General features: G+C 42.7%; 13 protein-coding genes and 1 pseudogene. All 14 read left to right on the top strand.

Annotated features, from left to right (window positions below; genetic code table 11):
* Positions 1–68: 68 nt before the first annotated feature.
* A complete protein-coding gene (locus B6A27_RS04040; RefSeq protein ID WP_369815494.1) occupies positions 69–512 on the top strand; it encodes a recombinase RecA family protein in 444 nt (147 codons plus the stop codon).
* A gap of 845 nt (positions 513–1,357) precedes the next feature.
* Positions 1,358–2,917, top strand: a complete 1,560-nt coding sequence (rny, locus tag B6A27_RS04035) for a ribonuclease Y (protein WP_066147324.1) — start codon at positions 1,358–1,360, stop codon at positions 2,915–2,917.
* Positions 2,918–3,002: 85 nt separating this feature from the next.
* Positions 3,003–3,797: a TIGR00282 family metallophosphoesterase gene (locus B6A27_RS04030; protein WP_080860374.1), complete on the top strand. Its 795-nt coding sequence runs from the start codon at positions 3,003–3,005 to the stop codon at positions 3,795–3,797.
* Between the two features lie 131 nt (positions 3,798–3,928).
* The gene (spoVS, locus tag B6A27_RS04025; protein ID WP_027408762.1) at positions 3,929–4,189 is read left to right on the top strand and encodes a stage V sporulation protein SpoVS; all 261 of its coding nucleotides are present in this window, start codon (positions 3,929–3,931) and stop codon (positions 4,187–4,189) included.
* Positions 4,190–4,261: 72 nt separating this feature from the next.
* The gene (locus B6A27_RS04020) at positions 4,262–5,185 is read left to right on the top strand and encodes a dipeptidase (RefSeq protein ID WP_080860372.1); all 924 of its coding nucleotides are present in this window, start codon (positions 4,262–4,264) and stop codon (positions 5,183–5,185) included.
* 609 nt (positions 5,186–5,794) lie between these two features.
* Positions 5,795–7,531: a 2-oxoacid:acceptor oxidoreductase subunit alpha gene (locus tag B6A27_RS04015; RefSeq protein WP_080860370.1), complete on the top strand. Its 1,737-nt coding sequence runs from the start codon at positions 5,795–5,797 to the stop codon at positions 7,529–7,531.
* 2 nt (positions 7,532–7,533) lie between these two features.
* On the top strand, positions 7,534–8,400 hold the full coding sequence (locus tag B6A27_RS04010) for a 2-oxoacid:ferredoxin oxidoreductase subunit beta (RefSeq protein ID WP_066147329.1): 867 nt from the start codon (positions 7,534–7,536) through the stop codon (positions 8,398–8,400).
* A gap of 183 nt (positions 8,401–8,583) precedes the next feature.
* Positions 8,584–10,155 (top strand): tRNA (N6-isopentenyl adenosine(37)-C2)-methylthiotransferase MiaB, encoded by a 1,572-nt coding sequence (miaB, locus tag B6A27_RS04005; protein ID WP_066147330.1) that lies wholly within the window; start codon positions 8,584–8,586, stop codon positions 10,153–10,155.
* A 1-nt stretch (position 10,156) separates the two neighbouring features.
* Positions 10,157–10,585, top strand: coding sequence for a YlbF/YmcA family competence regulator (locus B6A27_RS04000; protein ID WP_066147332.1), 429 nt, complete (start codon positions 10,157–10,159; stop codon positions 10,583–10,585).
* Positions 10,586–10,925: 340 nt separating this feature from the next.
* Complete coding sequence (locus B6A27_RS03995) at positions 10,926–11,468, top strand: outer spore coat protein CotE (RefSeq protein WP_080860368.1); 543 nt, start codon at positions 10,926–10,928, stop codon at positions 11,466–11,468.
* Positions 11,469–11,551: 83 nt separating this feature from the next.
* The gene (gene mutS / locus B6A27_RS03990) at positions 11,552–14,116 is read left to right on the top strand and encodes a DNA mismatch repair protein MutS (protein ID WP_080860366.1); all 2,565 of its coding nucleotides are present in this window, start codon (positions 11,552–11,554) and stop codon (positions 14,114–14,116) included.
* Between the two features lie 14 nt (positions 14,117–14,130).
* Entirely contained in the window at positions 14,131–15,978 is a 1,848-nt protein-coding gene (gene mutL / locus B6A27_RS03985; RefSeq protein WP_080860364.1) for a DNA mismatch repair endonuclease MutL, read from the top strand.
* Positions 15,979–16,727: 749 nt separating this feature from the next.
* Positions 16,728–17,147 carry a CotD family spore coat protein gene (locus tag B6A27_RS03980; RefSeq protein ID WP_080860362.1) on the top strand — a complete coding sequence of 140 codons (420 nt, stop codon included), beginning with the start codon at positions 16,728–16,730 and terminating at the stop codon, positions 17,145–17,147.
* 454 nt (positions 17,148–17,601) lie between these two features.
* A pseudogene (locus tag B6A27_RS03970) lies at positions 17,602–18,428 on the top strand (IS3 family transposase); the annotation flags it as partial.

Genomic DNA, 18,428 nt, shown 5'->3' with positions numbered 1-18,428 from the left:
AGCGCAAGGCTCTCCTATGCGGAGATGAAGAGATAGTCCAAGCTATAGAAATGGTAAATCTATAGGTATTGCCAGAAACAACCCCTGGTGGTCGCGCGTTGAAATTCTATGCGTCTGTGCGTCTAGAAGTGCGCCGTGCTGAGCAGATTAAACAAGGAAATGATATGGTCGGTAATAAGACAAAAATTAAAGTGGTAAAAAACAAAGTGGCTCCTCCATTCAAGACAGCAGATGTGGATATTATGTATGGAGAAGGGATTTCGCGTGAGGGAGAAATTATCGACATGGCCTCAGAACTTGATATTATCCAAAAAAGCGGTTCTTGGTATTCTTACAAGGACGAGCGTCTTGGCCAAGGTCGAGAAAATGCGAAACAATTTTTGAAAGAAAATCCGCACATCATGGAGGAGATCGCTCAAGAAATTCGCCAGCATTACGGTGTGGACGAGCTTGGCGGCAACGGTAGCGCTTCGGTGGATCAGCAAGAAGAACTAGGCTTTTTGGACGAATAGCCAAAAAGGGCCGTGGTTTGATAGCCACGGCTTTTTCATTTTTTAGTACAATGATGCCAAGCACATAACGTACGATACGAGAGCCAAAATGTCTTATTCAAGCAGTCTCTATTAAGCATTATTCTCTGATAACAGTCGAATCTTTATAAAGATGGAACCAATGAGGGTTTATAAACACCTGCGATCGGAAGAGTTCTGTAACTTGCCTGTTGATGGCGCCATTTGCATGACGAAGAGCCGAACCGTGCCGCCTTTATAGTCCGTCCATGATTCTGTGAAGCCGTGTTGCTCAATCACTTCACTCAATTGTTGAACAACCGTTCAAACTTGATATCGATACAAATGTTGACATGTCAACATAACATGATGATTATTACACATTTCCCCACAGTCCATGCGCAAAATGTTTGAAGTAAGAGCAAGTTACCCTATTGCACGAATGTCACACATTATATTCAAACGAAAAATGATCTTGTGCGGATGGAATATCTAGATGACAGGAAATTTATTTCCATTTCATCGTATTCCGATTAGTTTTTGAAACATTCTGTCATATTGCGATGCTTATTATCTTGACAACAAATGTTACCACCTTTAAAATTAACATGTATATTTTACAAGAAAAATGTAGAAGTCCGCACTTTCTCTCCAAGAGGGGACATGCTGAATAGGGCGGGCAAAGCATGAGTGGATCATGAAAATTTATAGCTGAAGGCCTTTTGTCGGAAATGCATTTGATCAGACAAGCTGAAAAAGCCTTTGCGCTGTATGTTGAATTTGTAACAATGTACACGCCGACATTCATGAAACAGCAAACCAGTTTATAGCAAGAGGAGGTGAAAAGGATGGGGGTCAGTACAATCATCTCCGCTTTGCTTGGTCTAATCGTTGGTGCAGTTGTTGGCTTTTTTGTTCGTAAATCGATTGCTGAGGCGAAAATTGGCGGCGCACAAGTAGCTGCGAACCAAATTCTTGAAGAAGCAAAACGTGAAGCGGATGCGTTGAAAAAAGAAGCGCTTCTTGAGGCGAAGGATGAGATTCATAAACTTCGAACAGAGGCTGAGCGCGAGATTCGTGATCGTCGCAGTGAATTACAAAGACAGGAAAACCGCTTGCTGCAAAAGGAAGAGAATCTCGACCGCAAGGATGAAATGCTGAACAAACGCGAGACGCTTTTAGAGAAAAAAGAAGACACTCTTAACCAAAGACAACAGCATATTGAAGAGATGGAAAGCAAAGTGGAAGAACTCGTGAACAAGGAACAGGCCGAATTGGAGCGTATTTCTAGCCTAACGCGCGAAGAAGCACGCCAGATTATTTTAGAGCGTGTTGAGAAAGAGCTATCCCATGAAATTGCTGTCATGATTAAAGAGGCCGAGATGCGCGCGAAAGAAGAAGCAGATAAGAAGGCTAAAGAAATTTTATCGCTTGCAATTCAGCGCTGTGCAGCTGACCATGTGGCAGAAACGACTGTATCTGTTGTAAACCTGCCAAACGACGAGATGAAAGGTCGGATTATTGGCCGTGAAGGGCGCAATATTCGCACGCTCGAAACATTGACAGGAATTGATTTAATTATTGATGATACGCCAGAAGCGGTCATTTTATCAGGGTTTGATCCGATTCGCCGAGAAACGGCCAGACTTGCTTTGGATAAGCTTGTTCAAGATGGCCGCATTCATCCGGCGCGAATTGAAGAAATGGTGGAAAAGGCGAGACGTGAAGTGGATGAACACATTCGTGAAGTCGGGGAACAAACGACATTCGAAGTGGGTGTTCATGGGCTGCATCCAGACTTAATCAAAATTTTAGGTCGTCTTAAGTTCCGGACAAGCTACGGACAAAACGTGTTGAAACACTCGATGGAGGTGGCTTTTTTAGCTGGGCTGATGGCTGCTGAACTGGGCGAGGATGAGATGCTTGCAAGAAGAGCCGGTTTGCTCCATGATATTGGAAAAGCTATCGATCATGAAGTGGAAGGAAGCCATGTTGAAATTGGTGTTGAACTGGCAACGAAATATAAAGAACATCCGGTGGTAATTAATAGTATCGCTTCCCACCATGGCGATACGGAACCAACTTCCATTATCGCCGTTTTAGTGGCGGCAGCAGATGCATTGTCTGCAGCAAGGCCTGGAGCGAGAAGTGAGACGTTGGAAAATTATATACGCCGTCTCGAAAAGCTTGAGGAAATTGCTGAATCGCATGAAGGAGTTGAAAAATCCTATGCGATTCAGGCAGGACGCGAAGTGCGGATTATGGTGAAACCAGATGCCATTGATGATCTTGAGGCGCATCGTTTAGCTCGCGACATTCGCAAACAGATTGAAGAAGAGCTTGATTATCCAGGACATATAAAAATTACCGTTATTCGTGAGACAAGAGCGGTGGAATATGCAAAATAAAGTGGCGGTATTGCCACTTTATTTTTTTTTGGTTTTATGACAAACTTGAACTAGTGAGACTTCTAATATTAGAAAGGGTTATAAGATGAAACTGTTGTTTATTGGAGACGTTGTGGGATCGCCAGGAAGAAAAATGGTCGAACAATATCTTCCGAAATTAAAAGCAAAGCATAAGCCGAGTGCCATTATTGTCAACGGAGAAAATGCAGCAGGAGGAAAAGGAATTACCGGAAAAATATATCGCAGTTTTCTTGATCAGGGGGCTCATGTGATTACACTTGGAAATCATGCATGGGATAACCGCGATATTTTTGAGTTTATAGATGAGGCGAAATCGCTTGTTCGTCCTGCTAATTTTCCGGAAGGGACCCCAGGAAAGGGACTTGTATACGTACAGACAGAGCATGGAGAGGTGGCTATCATTAACTTGCAAGGACGAACGTTTTTATCGGCCATTGATTGTCCTTTTAAAAAGGCGGATGAATTAATTGCAGAAGCGTTGCAGCGAACGCCAATGATTTTCGTAGACTTTCATGCTGAGGCTACAAGCGAAAAACAAGCGATGGGCTGGTATTTAGATGGCCGTGTTTCAGCAGTAGTAGGTACGCACACACATGTTCAAACAGCTGATGCCCGTATTCTTCCGCGAGGAACAGCATATATGACAGATGTTGGCATGACGGGCTTATACGACGGTATTTTAGGAGTAGATCGTGAAGCTGTGTTGCGGAAGTTTTTGACCTCTCTTCCTGTCCGATTTGAAGTGCCTGAAGGAAGAAGTCAGCTGAATGCTGTATTGATTCATATCGAACCGAAAACGGGAAAAGCCAAAGCGATTGAACGGGTTATGATCAACGACGATCACCCTTATTTTGAATAATGGTTGTTTTGAGAATTTTAAAAAAATATTTTTGATTCTAGCAGGAATACTTGAGAAAACAGTGAATATAGTAAAAATGGAACGAAATTTATAACGAATGAACTTATGTGGAAATTAAGGAGGAACCAGGAATGGAAATATTAAAAGTTTCAGCAAAATCGAACCCTAACTCTGTAGCTGGTGCACTTGCTGGAGTATTGCGTGAACGCGGAGCTGCCGAAATCCAAGCGATTGGCGCAGGTGCATTAAACCAAGCCGTTAAGGCCGTAGCGATCGCACGAGGATTTGTGGCACCGAGTGGAGTAGACCTTATTTGTATTCCTGCATTCACAGACATAATCATTGATGGCGAAGAGCGCACAGCGATTAAATTGATCGTCGAACCTCGCTGATGGGTCCAATCATATCATAACCTGTTTGCTCTCAAACAGGTTATTTTTATTTTGCTTCTGGGAGGGTTACAGATGATTTTTGATGCACATTGTGATGTTCTGATGAAGCTGTGGCTCAACCGGACTTTATCATTTTATGATAGCAAAGAACTCCATGTAACACTGCAATCGTTAATGAATATAAACAGCAAGGTGCAATGCTTTGCGATCTATGTTCCTGAGCGTGTGCCAGAAGAAATTCGTTTTACTGCTGCGCTGGAAATGGTGGACTTGTTTTTTGAAAAGATTGTTGCCCGTTTTCCAAATGTGAAATTTGTTCAGTCCAAGGCGGACATCTCGGCGTTGGCAGATGATGAGATCGGAGCGATGCTTACGCTTGAAGGCTGTGAGGCGATTGGAACAAACCTTGTCAAACTGAAAACCCTTTTGCGACTTGGTGTAATGTCAGTTGGATTAACATGGAACTGGGCTAATGCTGTTGCCGATGGGGCATGGGAAAAACGAGGAGCTGGTTTAACTCAGTTTGGAAAAGAAGTCATTCAACAATTAAATGAAATGAAACGATGGACAGATGTTTCTCATTTATCGGAAAAAGCGTTTTGGGATGTGATGGAGATCGCCCAATTTCCAATTGCTTCTCATTCGAATGCTTACCTTTTGTGTCCACATCCGCGAAATTTGCGTGATGAACAAATTCAAGCGCTCATTCGCAAAAATGGTATGATCGGTCTCAGCTTTGTTCCGTATTTTTTATCTGAAAACGCAGAGCAGGCTGCTGTTTTGGATGTTCTCCGCCATCTTGAGCACGTTTGCTCGCTTGGCGGTTCGCGCCATGTCGGCTTTGGTTCTGATTTCGACGGCATCGAAACAACAGCGGCGGGATTGGAGAATGCAAGAGGTTATGAAAATTTAATTAACGAGCTGCAAAAGCGCTATTCTGAAACAGATGTGGAACAATTTCTTTTCCGCAATTTTTATGAGCATTTGCCGCAATAGCTGTCATAATAAATGAAAAACGATTGTTTCACATTTAGAGGGCGCGAGGGATCAAACGTTTCGCCTCAGCGCCTTGCCCTTCGTTCGTGAATAATTAATTGGCTAGCATCGCTCTATGACCGAGAACCCTATAAAATACAACGTGAAATGCTAACACACTAAATTGGATTGATATCCTTACGCTAGATTACACCGTTAAAAGAAAGATGCAACGATGTTCCATGTTGTCGCAAATGTTAACATATCAAGTTACCTCTATATCGGATGAGGTTTATAAAGAGGAGCGGTCGATTCATTCCTATCTGTTGGATCGCTTAAAACACTTAGATTCTACATAAGAGGCTTGTTCTCGTTGATAAGCCGAATAGACTGCCTCATCAAGCTTTTTTGTGAATCGATTGCATCATGGGAAGAAGGGGACAAATTTTCAGAGAAAGGGTTGCATTTTTTTTTCGATGGGTCTAGAATGTAATCGTTTAGTATAAGATGTATGCTAAATTTTTTGAAAAAATCACAAGCTGAAATGGTAGTGATTTCATTTGAAAAGTGCTACACTTATGGATAGCAATGTATATGCTATAATCGATGGAAGCTAAAGGGGTGTAAGAAATGGTTAGTCAGCTTTCGTGGAAAGTTGGAGGACAACAAGGGGAAGGGATCGAGAGTACAGGCGAAATATTTTCTATTGCATTGAACCGTTTAGGTTATTACTTATACGGTTATCGCCATTTTTCTTCGCGGATTAAAGGGGGACATACTAATAATAAGATTAGAGTAAGCACGACCCAAGTTCGTTCCGTTGCTGACGATCTTGATATATTGGTAGCTTTTGATCAGGAGAGTATTGATTTTAATTTCCACGAACTTCGCGATGGCGGCATTGTGATTGCAGATGCGAAGTTTAATCCAGTCATTCCAGAAGGATCTCATGTCACGCTGTATGCTGTGCCATTTACAGACATAGCGACTAACCTAGGGACCTCTCTCATGAAAAACATGGTGGCCGTCGGCGCTTCCAGCGCGGTTCTCGGTCTTGATATAAATGTATTCCAAGAAGTAGTAGAGGGAATTTTTGGTCGCAAAGGACAGCAAGTAGTTGAAAAAAATATGGAGGCAATCCGGGCAGGAGCTCAATTTATGAAAGAACAGCTTGGAGAAAACCTCCAATTGATGAAGCTGGACCAAGCAGACGGCAAAAAGCGGATGTATATGATTGGCAATGATGCTATTGCGCTCGGTGCGCTTGCTGGTGGTGCTCGCTTTATGGCCGCTTACCCAATTACTCCGGCATCGGAAATTATGGAATACTTAATTAAGAAGCTTCCAGCATTAGGCGGCACAGTCATTCAAACAGAGGACGAAATCGCAGCATGTACGATGGCCATTGGTGCGAACTATGCTGGTGTGAGAACATTAACAGCTTCAGCTGGTCCTGGTCTTTCATTAATGATGGAAGCCATTGGGCTTTCCGGCATTACCGAAACACCATTAGTCATTGTCGATACGCAGCGCGGAGGTCCAAGTACGGGGTTGCCGACAAAACAAGAGCAGTCAGATTTAATGGCGATGATTTATGGAACGCACGGAGAAATTCCGAAAATCGTTATGGCGCCAAGCACTGTTCAAGAAGCTTTTTATGATATGGTTGAGGCCTTTAATTTAGCTGAAGAGTATCAATGCCCTGTCATTGTCTTATCTGATTTGCAGCTTTCTTTAGGAAAACAGACGGTGGAACCGCTAGAGTATGAAAAAATCCAAATTCGCCGCGGTAAACTTGTAGCGGACGAGCTCCCGCCTTTGGCAAATAAAGAGAATTTTAAACGCTATGAAATCACAGACGATGGCATTTCCCCACGCGTACTTCCTGGAATGATAAACGGCATTCATCACGTAACTGGGGTGGAGCACGCCGAAACAGGAAAACCGTCTGAAGTGGCTTCTAACCGTAACGCACAAATGGACAAGCGCTTACGGAAATTAAAGCAGCTCAAATTTCAAACACCAGTTCACAAAAATGCGAAACATGAGGAAGCAGATGTCTTGCTGGTTGGCTTTAACTCGACGCGCGGAGCGATTGAAGAAGCGATGGAGCGGCTTGAGCGGGATGGTTTGAAGGTTAACCATGCCCATGTTCGTCTCATTCATCCGTTTCCGACAGATGAAATGCTTCCGCTTGTACAAAAAGCGAAAAAAGTGATTGTCGTTGAGCATAATGCAACAGGCCAGCTTGCCAATCTGTTAAAAATGAATGTCGGACATGCTGAAAAAATCTCAAGCATCTTAAAATATGATGGCAATCCGTTCTTGCCAAATGAAGTTTACACAAAAAGCAAGGAGTTGTTATAATCATGGCGACATTTAAGGACTTTCGTAATGATGTGAAACCGAACTGGTGTCCAGGATGCGGCGATTTCTCTGTACAAGCGGCGATTCAGCGTGCTGCAGCCAACGTTGGCCTAGAGCCGCACCAATTGGCTGTTATTTCCGGAATTGGCTGTTCGGGACGGATTTCTGGCTATATTCATTCCTATGGCTTCCATGGCATTCATGGACGGGCGCTGCCAATCGCTCAAGGCGTCAAAATGGCCAATCGCGATTTAACCGTAATTGCAGCTGGAGGAGATGGTGACGGCTTTGCGATCGGTATGGGACATACGATTCATGCCATCCGGCGCAATATCGATATTACGTACATTGTGATGGATAACCAAATTTATGGGTTAACGAAAGGTCAAACATCGCCGCGGAGCGATGTAGGCTTTAAAACAAAAAGCACGCCGCAAGGTTCAGTTGAGCCTGCTTTATCCATCATGGAAATGGCGCTAAGTGCAGGAGCTACATTTGTTGCCCAGAGCTTTTCCAGCGATTTGAAGGAATTGACTCACTTAATCGAGGAAGCGATTAAACATAAAGGCTTCTCCTTAATTAACGTATTCAGCCCGTGCGTGACCTACAATAAAGTCAACACATATGACTGGTTTAAAGAGCATTTAACGAATTTAAGCACAATTGACGAATATGACCCATCTGACCGTACAATGGCTATGCAAACATTAATGAAACATAAAGGCTTGGTAACAGGTCTTATTTATCAAAATAAAGAACAAAAATCGTATCAAGATTTAATTCATGGTTATAGCGAAACACCGCTTGTCCATGCAAACCTTCAATTGAGCAGAGAAAAATTCGATGAATTAGTGGCTGAGTTTATGTAACGAATCATAAGCTCCTAGACGGGCGGTTGCCTGTTTAGGAGTTTTTTGTTACTATAAATTGTCTGGCATGTGGCCAGACAAGAAAATAGGAAAGGTTGCATCACGCTATTGTTTAACTTTGCGACAAATTATATACTATGATAGTGTGTAATATGGCACAGATAGAGTAGAAAGGAGATCGTTATGAACGAAAAACAACGTCTTGAGCAAACCAATCATATTCAAACGGCAGATCATCCAACGGACAAAAAATCCGCTTTGGATGAATTGAAGAAAAAAACAAGCAAGGATTATGAAAAATATTTTTCTACTGTTTTTATTCCGCCAAGCTTAAAAGAGGCCAAAAGACGCGGAAAAGAAGAAGTGAAGTATCATGAAGATTTTGCGATTCCGGAAGAGTTTCGCGGCATGGGGAATGGTCGTAAGTTTTACATTCGCACATACGGCTGTCAAATGAATGAGCATGATACAGAAGTGATGGCCGGTATTTTTATGGCGCTTGGATACGAAGCGACAGACCGTCCAGAAGATGCTAATGTCATTTTATTAAATACATGTGCGATTCGCGAAAATGCTGAAAATAAGGTGTTTGGAGAAATCGGCCATTTAAAGCCGTTAAAGCAAAACAATCCTGATTTGCTTCTCGGTGTATGTGGCTGTATGTCACAGGAAGAGTCGGTCGTTAATAAAATTTTAAAGCAATACCAATATGTTGATATGATTTTCGGCACACATAATATTCATCGTTTGCCCCATATTTTGCATGAAGCGTATATGTCAAAAGAAATGGTTGTAGAAGTATGGTCCAAAGAAGGGGACGTAATTGAAAACCTGCCGAAAGTACGCAAAGGAAATATTAAGGCATGGGTCAATATTATGTATGGCTGCGATAAGTTTTGTACGTACTGCATCGTCCCATATACGCGCGGAAAAGAGCGCAGCCGCCGTCCAGCCGATATTATTCAGGAAGTGCGCCATCTGGCAGCGCAAGGGTATAAAGAGATCACACTGCTTGGCCAAAACGTCAATGCTTACGGGAAAGACTTTACGGACATGAAGTACGGCCTTGGCGATTTAATGGATGAGCTTCGCAAAATCGATATCGCTCGTATTCGCTTTACGACGAGCCATCCGCGCGATTTTGATGACCATCTAATCGAGGTGCTTGCGAAAGGCGGCAATTTAGTGGAACATATTCATTTGCCTGTGCAATCTGGAAGTTCGGCTGTGCTAAAAATGATGGCCCGCAAATATACAAGAGAGCAATATTTAGAGCTTGTGCGCAAAATTAAAGCAGCCATTCCGGATGTAGCGTTGACAACAGATATTATCGTTGGCTTCCCGAATGAAACCGATGAACAGTTTGAGGAAACGTTATCTCTATATCGTGAAGTTGAATTTGACTCCGCCTATACGTTTATTTATTCACCTCGCGAAGGTACACCGGCCGCTAAAATGCAGGACAATGTGCCGATGGAAGTGAAAAAAGAGCGCTTGCAGCGTTTGAATACTCTCGTCAATGAAATTTCTGCGAAGAAATTGAAGGAATATGAAGGGCAGGTTGTCGAAGTATTAGTAGAAGGTGAAAGCAAAAATAACCCTGATGTCCTTGCAGGTTATACCCGCAAAAATAAGCTTGTCAACTTTAAAGGTCCAAAATCAGCAATTGGCCAGCTTGTCAAAGTGCGGATTACCAAGGCCAAAACGTGGACATTAGATGGTGAAATGGTAGAAGAAGCGATTGAGGTGAAATAGGATGGCGAAATATACAAGAGACGACATTTTAGCTCAGGCGAAAGAGTTAGCGAAAATGATCGCCGAGACAGAAGAAGTTGATTTTTTCAAGCGCGCGGAAGAAAAAATTAACCAAAACGAAAAAGTGCGCACGATGATTCAGCAAATGAAATCGCTGCAAAAGCAGGCTGTCAACCTTCGTCATTATGGCAAGCATGAAGCGTTAAAAAAAGTAGAGGCAGAGATTGATGACATTTACGAACAGCTTTCTCAAATTCCGATTGTTGATGAGTTTCAGCAATCCCAACTGGAAGTGAATGATCTCCTTCAGCTAGTCGCTTCTACCATTTCTAAAACAGTGGCTGATGAAATTATTACTTCCACTGGTGGCGATTTGCTCAGCGGAGAGACAGGAGCGCAAATGAGAAATCGTAGCTACGGCTGCCATTAAGCAAAAAGGAGACTCTAAAATGAACCGAACTCCAATCGTTTTGTCTAACTTTGGGGGGTTCAGTTCAAAAAGAGTCTCTTTTTTCTATATAGTGAGAGAAAGACACCATGCTTATCGTACTCTATGTGTCGAAATCGGCTCCTCGCTCTGTTCATTTTTATATAAATATTGGAATATTTGTAATTAAATAAGTAAGTTATTGTAATTTGAAAAAATAGGCACATATTCGAGCAACCCCGCATACAATGAACTATACGGATTTATTGATAACTTTATGTGCACATTAGGCGCAAAGATGCATAGGATGAATTGAAGATTTATTTGAGGAGGGTTTGCTCGTATGTCTGAATACAGAGAAATTATTACAAAATCAGTCGTCGGAAAAGGGCGCAAATTTTCACAGTCGACACATACGCTTGCTGCGCCAAATCATCCGTCAAGTATTTTAGGATGCTGGATTATTAACCATCGCTATGAAGCAAAGAAAAACGGCCGAACCATTGAAATTCATGGACGCTATGACATTAATGTGTGGTATTCGTATCATAACAACACAAAAACAGAGGTAGTGAATGAAACAGTTTCTTATACAGATATTGTAAAATTAAAATATCGCAATGACGATGAAGTGATCAGTGATGATAGCGACATCATTGTTCGTGTGGTCCAGCAGCCGAATTGCTTAGAATGCACGATTTCTGCCAATGGCAACAAGATTGTAGTGCAGGCGGAAAGAGAATTTGTGGCAGAGGTGATCGGAGAAACAAAAGTATGGGTGGCGATTCATCCAGATGGCTATGGCAGTGAAGAAGATTTTGATTATGATGTAGATGATGAATTAGAAGGCTTAACCCCAGATGTTCTAATTGGGGATGACGAGTAAGCTAGGAAAGCGATTTTCCTAGTTTTTTCTTTTATCCCTTGTTATAATAAAAAGCGTGAAATCGTAACGGTTGGAGGAGAGCAATGGCTACATACACACCGATGATACAGCAATACTTACAGATCAAGGCACAATATCCAGATGCCTTTTTATTTTTTCGTTTAGGGGATTTTTATGAAATGTTTTTTGAGGATGCGGTGAAGGCGGCTCAAGAATTAGAGATCACGCTGACAAGCCGCGACGGTGGAGCAGAAGAACGGATTCCAATGTGCGGTGTCCCCTATCATTCGGCGCAAGGATATATCGAGCAACTCATTGAAAAAGGTTATAAAGTTGCCATTTGCGAACAAGTGGAAGATCCGAAGACAGCTAAAGGAGTCGTTCGCCGTGAGGTCGTTCAGTTAATTACGCCGGGAACGGTGATGGAAGGAAAGCGGCTGCTTGAGAAAGAGAACAATTATTTGGCAACTGTATCGGCTTTTCAAGATGGAACATACGGATTGGCTTATATGGATTTATCGACAGGAGAAAACAGAGTGACACTGCTTTACTCGTGGGAAGAGGTGATGAATGAGCTCTATGCGATTGGTGCGAAGGAAATCGTTATTTCACCAGATTTTCCAGAAACGTTGCGCCAGTTATTGAAAGAGCGTTACGATATGACCGTGTCTGAGGAAGAAAACACGGTACTCCCAGAAACATTTTTTACCGTTGCGGCAGCTTTGGAGCAGGACAAGCTAAAAATGACGTTTGCCCGGCTCGTCCATTATATTGTGCGGACACAAAAACGGAGTTTGGATCATTTGCAGCCGGCTCAAGTCTATCAGGTCGATCAATACATGAAAATGGATGTGTATTCGAAGCGCAATCTAGAGCTGACGGAAACGATTCGGTCAAAAGGGCGCAAAGGCTCACTGCTCTGGCTTTTGGACGAAACAGTGACAGCCATGGGCGGCCGTTTATTAAAGCAGTGGCTTGATCGTCCTTTGTTGGATCGCGAAGTGATTGAATGGCGATTTAGCATTGTGGAAACATTGCTTCAGCAATATTTTGAACGCCAAGAACTGCGCACGCTGCTGCGCGAGGTTTATGACTTAGAGCGGCTTGCTGGACGTGTCGCCTATGGCAATGTCAACGCTCGTGATTTTGTTCAGCTCAAAAAATCATTGCAGCAAATTCCTGCTTTAAAGGAAGTGGTTCAACGTTTAAACCATCAAGAGGCGGAGCAGCTGGCTGAACGTCTTGACCCTTGCTTTGAGCTTGTGGAGCTGTTGGAGCGAGCGATTCAGGAGCAGCCGCCGCTATCGGTTAAGGAAGGGAATATCATTAAAGACGGTTATAACGAAACATTGGATCGCTTTCGAGATGCCAGCCGCAATGGCAAGACATGGATTGCCCAGCTGGAAAGCAAAGAGCGTGAGATCACGGGCATTAAGTCGCTGAAAATCGGCTATAATCGCGTGTTCGGATACTATATCGAAGTGACGAAGGCCAACCTTCATTTACTGCCGGAAGGACGTTATGAACGAAAGCAAACGCTAGCCAATGCAGAGCGGTTTGTCACTCAGGAATTAAAGGAGAAAGAAGCGCTCATTTTAGAAGCGGAAGAAAAAAGCATGGAGTTAGAATATGAGCTATTTGTACAAATTCGGGAACAGGTTAAACAGTTTATTCCTCGCTTGCAAATGCTGGCCAAAATGATCAGCCAGCTTGATGTGCTGCAGTCGTTTGCTACAGTAAGTGAAGAGCGTCATTATGTAAGGCCGCGCTTTTCTCATGAGCGTGAGCTATGGATTCAGGCTGGACGCCATCCTGTCGTCGAAAAGGTGCTAGGATCACAAACGTACGTTCCAAACGATTGTATGATGAATCGTGAGCGTGAGCTTTTGCTTATTACAGGGCCTAATATGTCGGGGAAAAGCACCTACATGCGTCAAGTGGCGCTCACAGCGATTATGGCGCAAATCGGTTGTTTTGTACCCGCGGATCAAGCGGTGTTGCCGATTTTTGATCAAGTATTTACCCGAATCGGAGCGGCTGATGACCTTGTATCTGGGCAAAGTACGTTTATGGTTGAAATGTTAGAAGCACGTAACGCGATTGTCCATGCAACGCAAAACAGCTTAATTTTATTTGACGAAATCGGGCGGGGCACTTCCACTTATGATGGCATGGCATTGGCACAGGCGATTATCGAGTATGTTCATCATAAAATTGGGGCGAAAACCCTGTTTAGTACACATTATCACGAATTGACGGTATTAGAACAAGCGCTTCCACGATTAAAAAATGTCCATGTTAGAGCCATTGAAGAGGATGGAAAAGTCGTATTTCTTCACAAAATCGAAGACGGCCCAGCTGATCAAAGCTATGGCATTCACGTCGCGGAATTAGCAGAACTTCCAGCTGAATTAATTCAGCGTGCAAAAGAGATTTTAGCGGAGCTAGAGCGGCCGGGACAAGAAAAAACAAAGCCATTTGAGCAATTAAGTTTATTTGCTGAAGAAGCGCCAGCGAAATCAAAGGATGCATTGTTGTCTAAAAAAGAAAAAGAAGTGATTCGTTGGCTTGAATCGTTGAATTTACTGGATATGACGCCGCTTCAAGCGCTTAATCAATTATATGAGATACAAAAAATGCTTAGATAGCGAGGGATAAGGTCATGGGAAAAATTCGCAAGCTCGATGATCATCTTTCCAATAAAATTGCAGCCGGCGAAGTGGTAGAACGTCCTGCTTCTGTCGTCAAGGAGCTTGTTGAAAATGCGTTGGATGCCAACAGTACAGTAATTGAAATTGATTTGGAGGAAGCTGGGCTTGCGAAAATCCGTCTCATTGACAACGGAGATGGCATGGAAGAGGAGGATTGTTTGCTTGCTTTTGAACGCCATGCGACAAGCAAAATTAAAGATGAACATGATTTATTTCGCATTCGCACACTCGGTTTTCGCGGCGAGGCGCTTCCAAGCATCGCTTCCGTATCGGAGGTGGAGATGAAAACAAGCACAGGTAGTGGACCAGGGACGCTCATTATGCTTAAAGGGGGCCAGCTTGTCAAACATGAGCGCACAAATAGCCGCAAAGGAACGGAAATTACCGTATCGCATTTGTTTTTCAATACACCGGCACGATTAAAATATATGAAAACCATTCATACAGAGCTTGGACATATCACGGATATTGTGAATCGTCTGGCGCTGGCTCATCCTGATGTTTCGTTTCGCTTGCGTCATCATGACAAGCAATTGCTTTATACGAGCGGAAACGGCGATGTCCGTCATGCGCTCGCCGCCATTTATGGAATGGATATAGCGAAAAAAATGATTTCCATTCAGGCGGAATCATTAGATTTTACTGTGAAAGGCTACATTTCGTTACCGGAAGTGACGCGCGCTTCGCGGAACTATATCTCTTTGATTGTGAATGGGCGATATGTGCGCAACATTCCATTAATGAAAGCCATTGAGTCAGGATACCATACATTGCTGCCGATCGGCCGCTATCCCATTGTCTTGCTTGCGATTGAGATGGATCCCATGTTAGTGGATGTGAATGTTCATCCTGCCAAACTGGAGGTGCGCTTTAGTAAAGAGGCTGAATTAAATCAATTGGTGGAATCCGCGATTCGCCAAGCCTTCCAATCGCGAACGCTGATTCCAGAAGTGATCGTGAAGCGGCCGGAAAAACCAAGAAATGAGCAAGCTTCTTTTGTATTTCAGCATACGGTTGACAAAACGGCGGAAGCACCTGCCGAAACGAGTGGCCAAGAAGAGACGCGCCGTGAATGGTCAACCGTTCGCGAGGAAGCGCCGTCCATCGAACGTTCAAAGGCTGCATGGATAGAAGAGAACCAAAGGGATATAGAGAAGCCTATGGAATCAGCAGCGGACATGCCGGTGGAAGGTAGTGTAAAAGAGCAGTCTGTCGAAAGAATTCCGCCTCTTTATCCGATCGGCCAGCTGCATGGAACTTATATTTTAGCGCAAAACGAGAATGGTTTATATTTAATTGATCAGCACGCTGCTCAAGAACGAATTAAGTACGAATATTTTCGTGAAAAGGTGGCGCATGTAACAAATGAGGTGCAAACATTGCTTGTGCCGCTCACGCTGCAATATGCCGCCAATGAATATGTATTAATCGAGGCACATCGAGAAGAATTAGCAAGCTGCGGGATCTTTCTGGAGCCGTTTGGCCACCATACCTTTATAGTGCGCGAGCATCCCGCTTGGTTTCCGAAAGGAAAAGAAACAGAAATTATTGAAGAGATGATTCAGCAAGTGCTCGCCATGAAAAAAGTGGATCTTAAACAATTGCGCGAGGAAGCGGCCATCCTTATGAGCTGCAAACAGTCGATTAAAGCGAATCAGCATTTGCGCGATGAAGAAATGTTCGCGCTGCTGGAAGCGTTGCGCAAAACAACGGATCCATTCACTTGTCCGCACGGAAGACCCATCATGATTCATTTTTCTACCTATGAACTTGAAAAAATGTTTAAGCGCGTCATGTAACCCCATCAGCGCAGCCTCCTTATTATATATAGGAGCTGTGCTTTTTGTTTGGTTTTTGATCATATGTTGCCCATATTATTTAAATTTGATAAGGGATTGGCAGTGCCTGGTCCGAAGCGCATAATCAGAGGTTTCATCTTCATTTCAATCGATGAACGTCCAAGGTGGCTCCGAAATGATTTTTAGCTGCTCTCTTAAATGAAGCATAATAGTAGTGTGAGTATGATGTGAATCGTGAAAGTGACTCCTTTTTCTTTCTGCCTTTTCGATCCATCTCGAGAAATGGTTTGGATTTGTTGATTTACTCGTACCTATTTTTTGAATAAGAGATTTAGTAACTACTAAATAAGCCATCCGATCATGAACCGTAGATGCCTGCACAAAAGAGGATAAGATCACCGTACAGAAGAAACTACAAGCTGTTATGAAGCGAGGAGAATTGGCAATCTCTCGGAGATGAGGTTAAAAATAGAGTAAATAACCCAAAATATGCATAAGAATACGTGTTGAAGTATGCGAATAATAGAAATGAAACAGGTATGCACGAGGTTGTTTGAATCCTTCGATTTTGAATCAATTGAATATGCATTGAATATTGGTGATTGAAGAACGTGCAATTTAAGAGAACATTTTCATAGACAAGAGTATATTTTTCGATTTGCTAGTTTTACCGCCTGTACAGCATGTACATTACTTGAATAGAAATATATTGTAAGAAAAAATCCTGTTGAGAAAAGGGGGGACGAATGATGAACAAGCACTGGAAAGATCATGATGAGGTAGGAGGCGTTTCCGATTTTGGCTGCAACGGATCAAACAACAACAACACTGAAAAAACGATTGTTTATCCCACAAGAACGATTGTGAACACGACAACCAACCATCATGTGATTCGACGAGTTCATCCAACAAGAATTGTGAATGTCACACGCGATGTTTATAGAGTAGAGGATTATTATCCAACAACAGTGGATGCAGTCAATGAAAGAGAAACTCAATACTACGATTGCGGAAACGATTTAAACAATCCAAATTGTAGACGTGTAGGTGGAGCTAGTACGGGAAATGGATCCAACAATAACAGTGGAACAGGTTCTAACCATGGAAATAAGCATCGTTGGAATGGTAGCAAAAATGATTGTAGTAATGCAAAATTGTTTTTTGAATAATCTAAAGAAGAGAAAATGTATTATTTAAGGAACACTATGAAGCATCCCTCGGGGTGCTTTTTTAGTTGAATTGATTTTATGGCCACATATGATGGTATTTTACCTATGTGCCTAGTTCGTCATTGCACGCAACGATCCATATTACTTGATCCTTCAATATTTGATATAAGCAGGTGATGCTCCGCTTTCGCCTATATTTTATTTACGACTAATGGAGCTTCAATATAAAATAAAAAAATCCACTTGTTTATGAACGATCCATTATAAAAATGAACGAAGCAAACGAGGGAGAAAAACTAAAAAGAAACCTCCTGCTTTCTTGGACATAAATGATGAAAAGCAAAGAGATTCACGTAACGTTTCACTTGAAGAAATGATGTTAGTCTAAAAAGTGGACATGGAGAACAGGGAGATTATAATAAACTTAATTCCAATAGGTTCGAGGTGTCCAATCATGAAAAAGAGAACATTTGACAAAGAGTACAAGATTCAAGCGGTTGAGTTATGCTTGGAGGGGGACAAGTCCATCGCCCAAGTGGCAAAAGAGTTAGGTTTGGCTTACAACACTCTTCACCGTTGGGTGAAAGAATACAAAGAAAGCAACGGAAAGAGTTTTGTGGGTTCAGGCAACATCAAGCCACAAAATCAAGAAATCATTGAGTTACGCCGTCGTAATCAAGAGTTGGAGGAGGAATTAGCGATCCTAAAAAAGGCGTTAGGCATCTTCACCAGAAACCAGAAGTAATTTACGCATTCATTTTTCAACACCGAAACGAATTTCGCGTGGTGAAGATGTGTCAAGTGCTCGGTGTTTCAAGAAGTGGGTATTACGACTGGCTCAAGCGTCCGAAAAGTAAACAGAAAAAACGAAAAGAACAACTCACTCAACAGATTCGAAATGAGTATCTAAAGTCCCGTAAGATTTACGGAAGCCCGAAAATTACGCAAGAACTAGGCAAACAAGGGATTCGAGTGTCTCAAAAGACGGTCGCTCGCATCATGAGGGAAGAAGGCTTGAGATCCATTACCGTCCGTAAATTCAAAGCCACTACGAACAGTAACCATCCTTACAACGTATATGACAATCTATTGAAACAAAACTTCCAAGCAACGGCTCCGAATGAAGTATGGATGGCAGATATTACGTACATTTCTACCGATGAAGGCTGGTTGTATTTAGCCAGTATCATGGATTTATATACTCGCAAGATGGTAGGATGGTATATCGATACACGAATGACGAAAGAGTTAGTCATCAAAGCGTTACAACGAGCTCTAAAC

This window comes from Anoxybacillus sp. UARK-01 (assembly GCF_002075365.1).
Taxonomy (GTDB): Bacteria; Bacillota; Bacilli; order Bacillales; family Anoxybacillaceae; genus Anoxybacteroides; species Anoxybacteroides rupiense.
Note: the sequence above shows the minus strand (reverse complement) of the source record. Positions and strands in the feature narration are given on the sequence as shown.

Bases quoted from the DNA above. Each gene is read 5' to 3' on its own strand.
- spoVS (WP_027408762.1), top strand. From the start codon at position 3,929: ATGGAAATATTAAAAGTTTCAGCAAAATCGAACCCTAACTCTGTAGCT.
- B6A27_RS03995 (WP_080860368.1), top strand. From the start codon at position 10,926: ATGTCTGAATACAGAGAAATTATTACAAAATCAGTCGTCGGAAAAGGG.
- B6A27_RS04015 (WP_080860370.1), top strand. From the start codon at position 5,795: ATGGTTAGTCAGCTTTCGTGGAAAGTTGGAGGACAACAAGGGGAAGGG.
- B6A27_RS03980 (WP_080860362.1), top strand. From the start codon at position 16,728: ATGAACAAGCACTGGAAAGATCATGATGAGGTAGGAGGCGTTTCCGAT.
- B6A27_RS04000 (WP_066147332.1), top strand. From the start codon at position 10,157: ATGGCGAAATATACAAGAGACGACATTTTAGCTCAGGCGAAAGAGTTA.
- B6A27_RS04010 (WP_066147329.1), top strand. From the start codon at position 7,534: ATGGCGACATTTAAGGACTTTCGTAATGATGTGAAACCGAACTGGTGT.
- mutS (WP_080860366.1), top strand. From the start codon at position 11,552: ATGGCTACATACACACCGATGATACAGCAATACTTACAGATCAAGGCA.
- rny (WP_066147324.1), top strand. From the start codon at position 1,358: ATGGGGGTCAGTACAATCATCTCCGCTTTGCTTGGTCTAATCGTTGGT.
- mutL (WP_080860364.1), top strand. From the start codon at position 14,131: ATGGGAAAAATTCGCAAGCTCGATGATCATCTTTCCAATAAAATTGCA.
- B6A27_RS04020 (WP_080860372.1), top strand. From the start codon at position 4,262: ATGATTTTTGATGCACATTGTGATGTTCTGATGAAGCTGTGGCTCAAC.
- miaB (WP_066147330.1), top strand. From the start codon at position 8,584: ATGAACGAAAAACAACGTCTTGAGCAAACCAATCATATTCAAACGGCA.
- B6A27_RS04030 (WP_080860374.1), top strand. From the start codon at position 3,003: ATGAAACTGTTGTTTATTGGAGACGTTGTGGGATCGCCAGGAAGAAAA.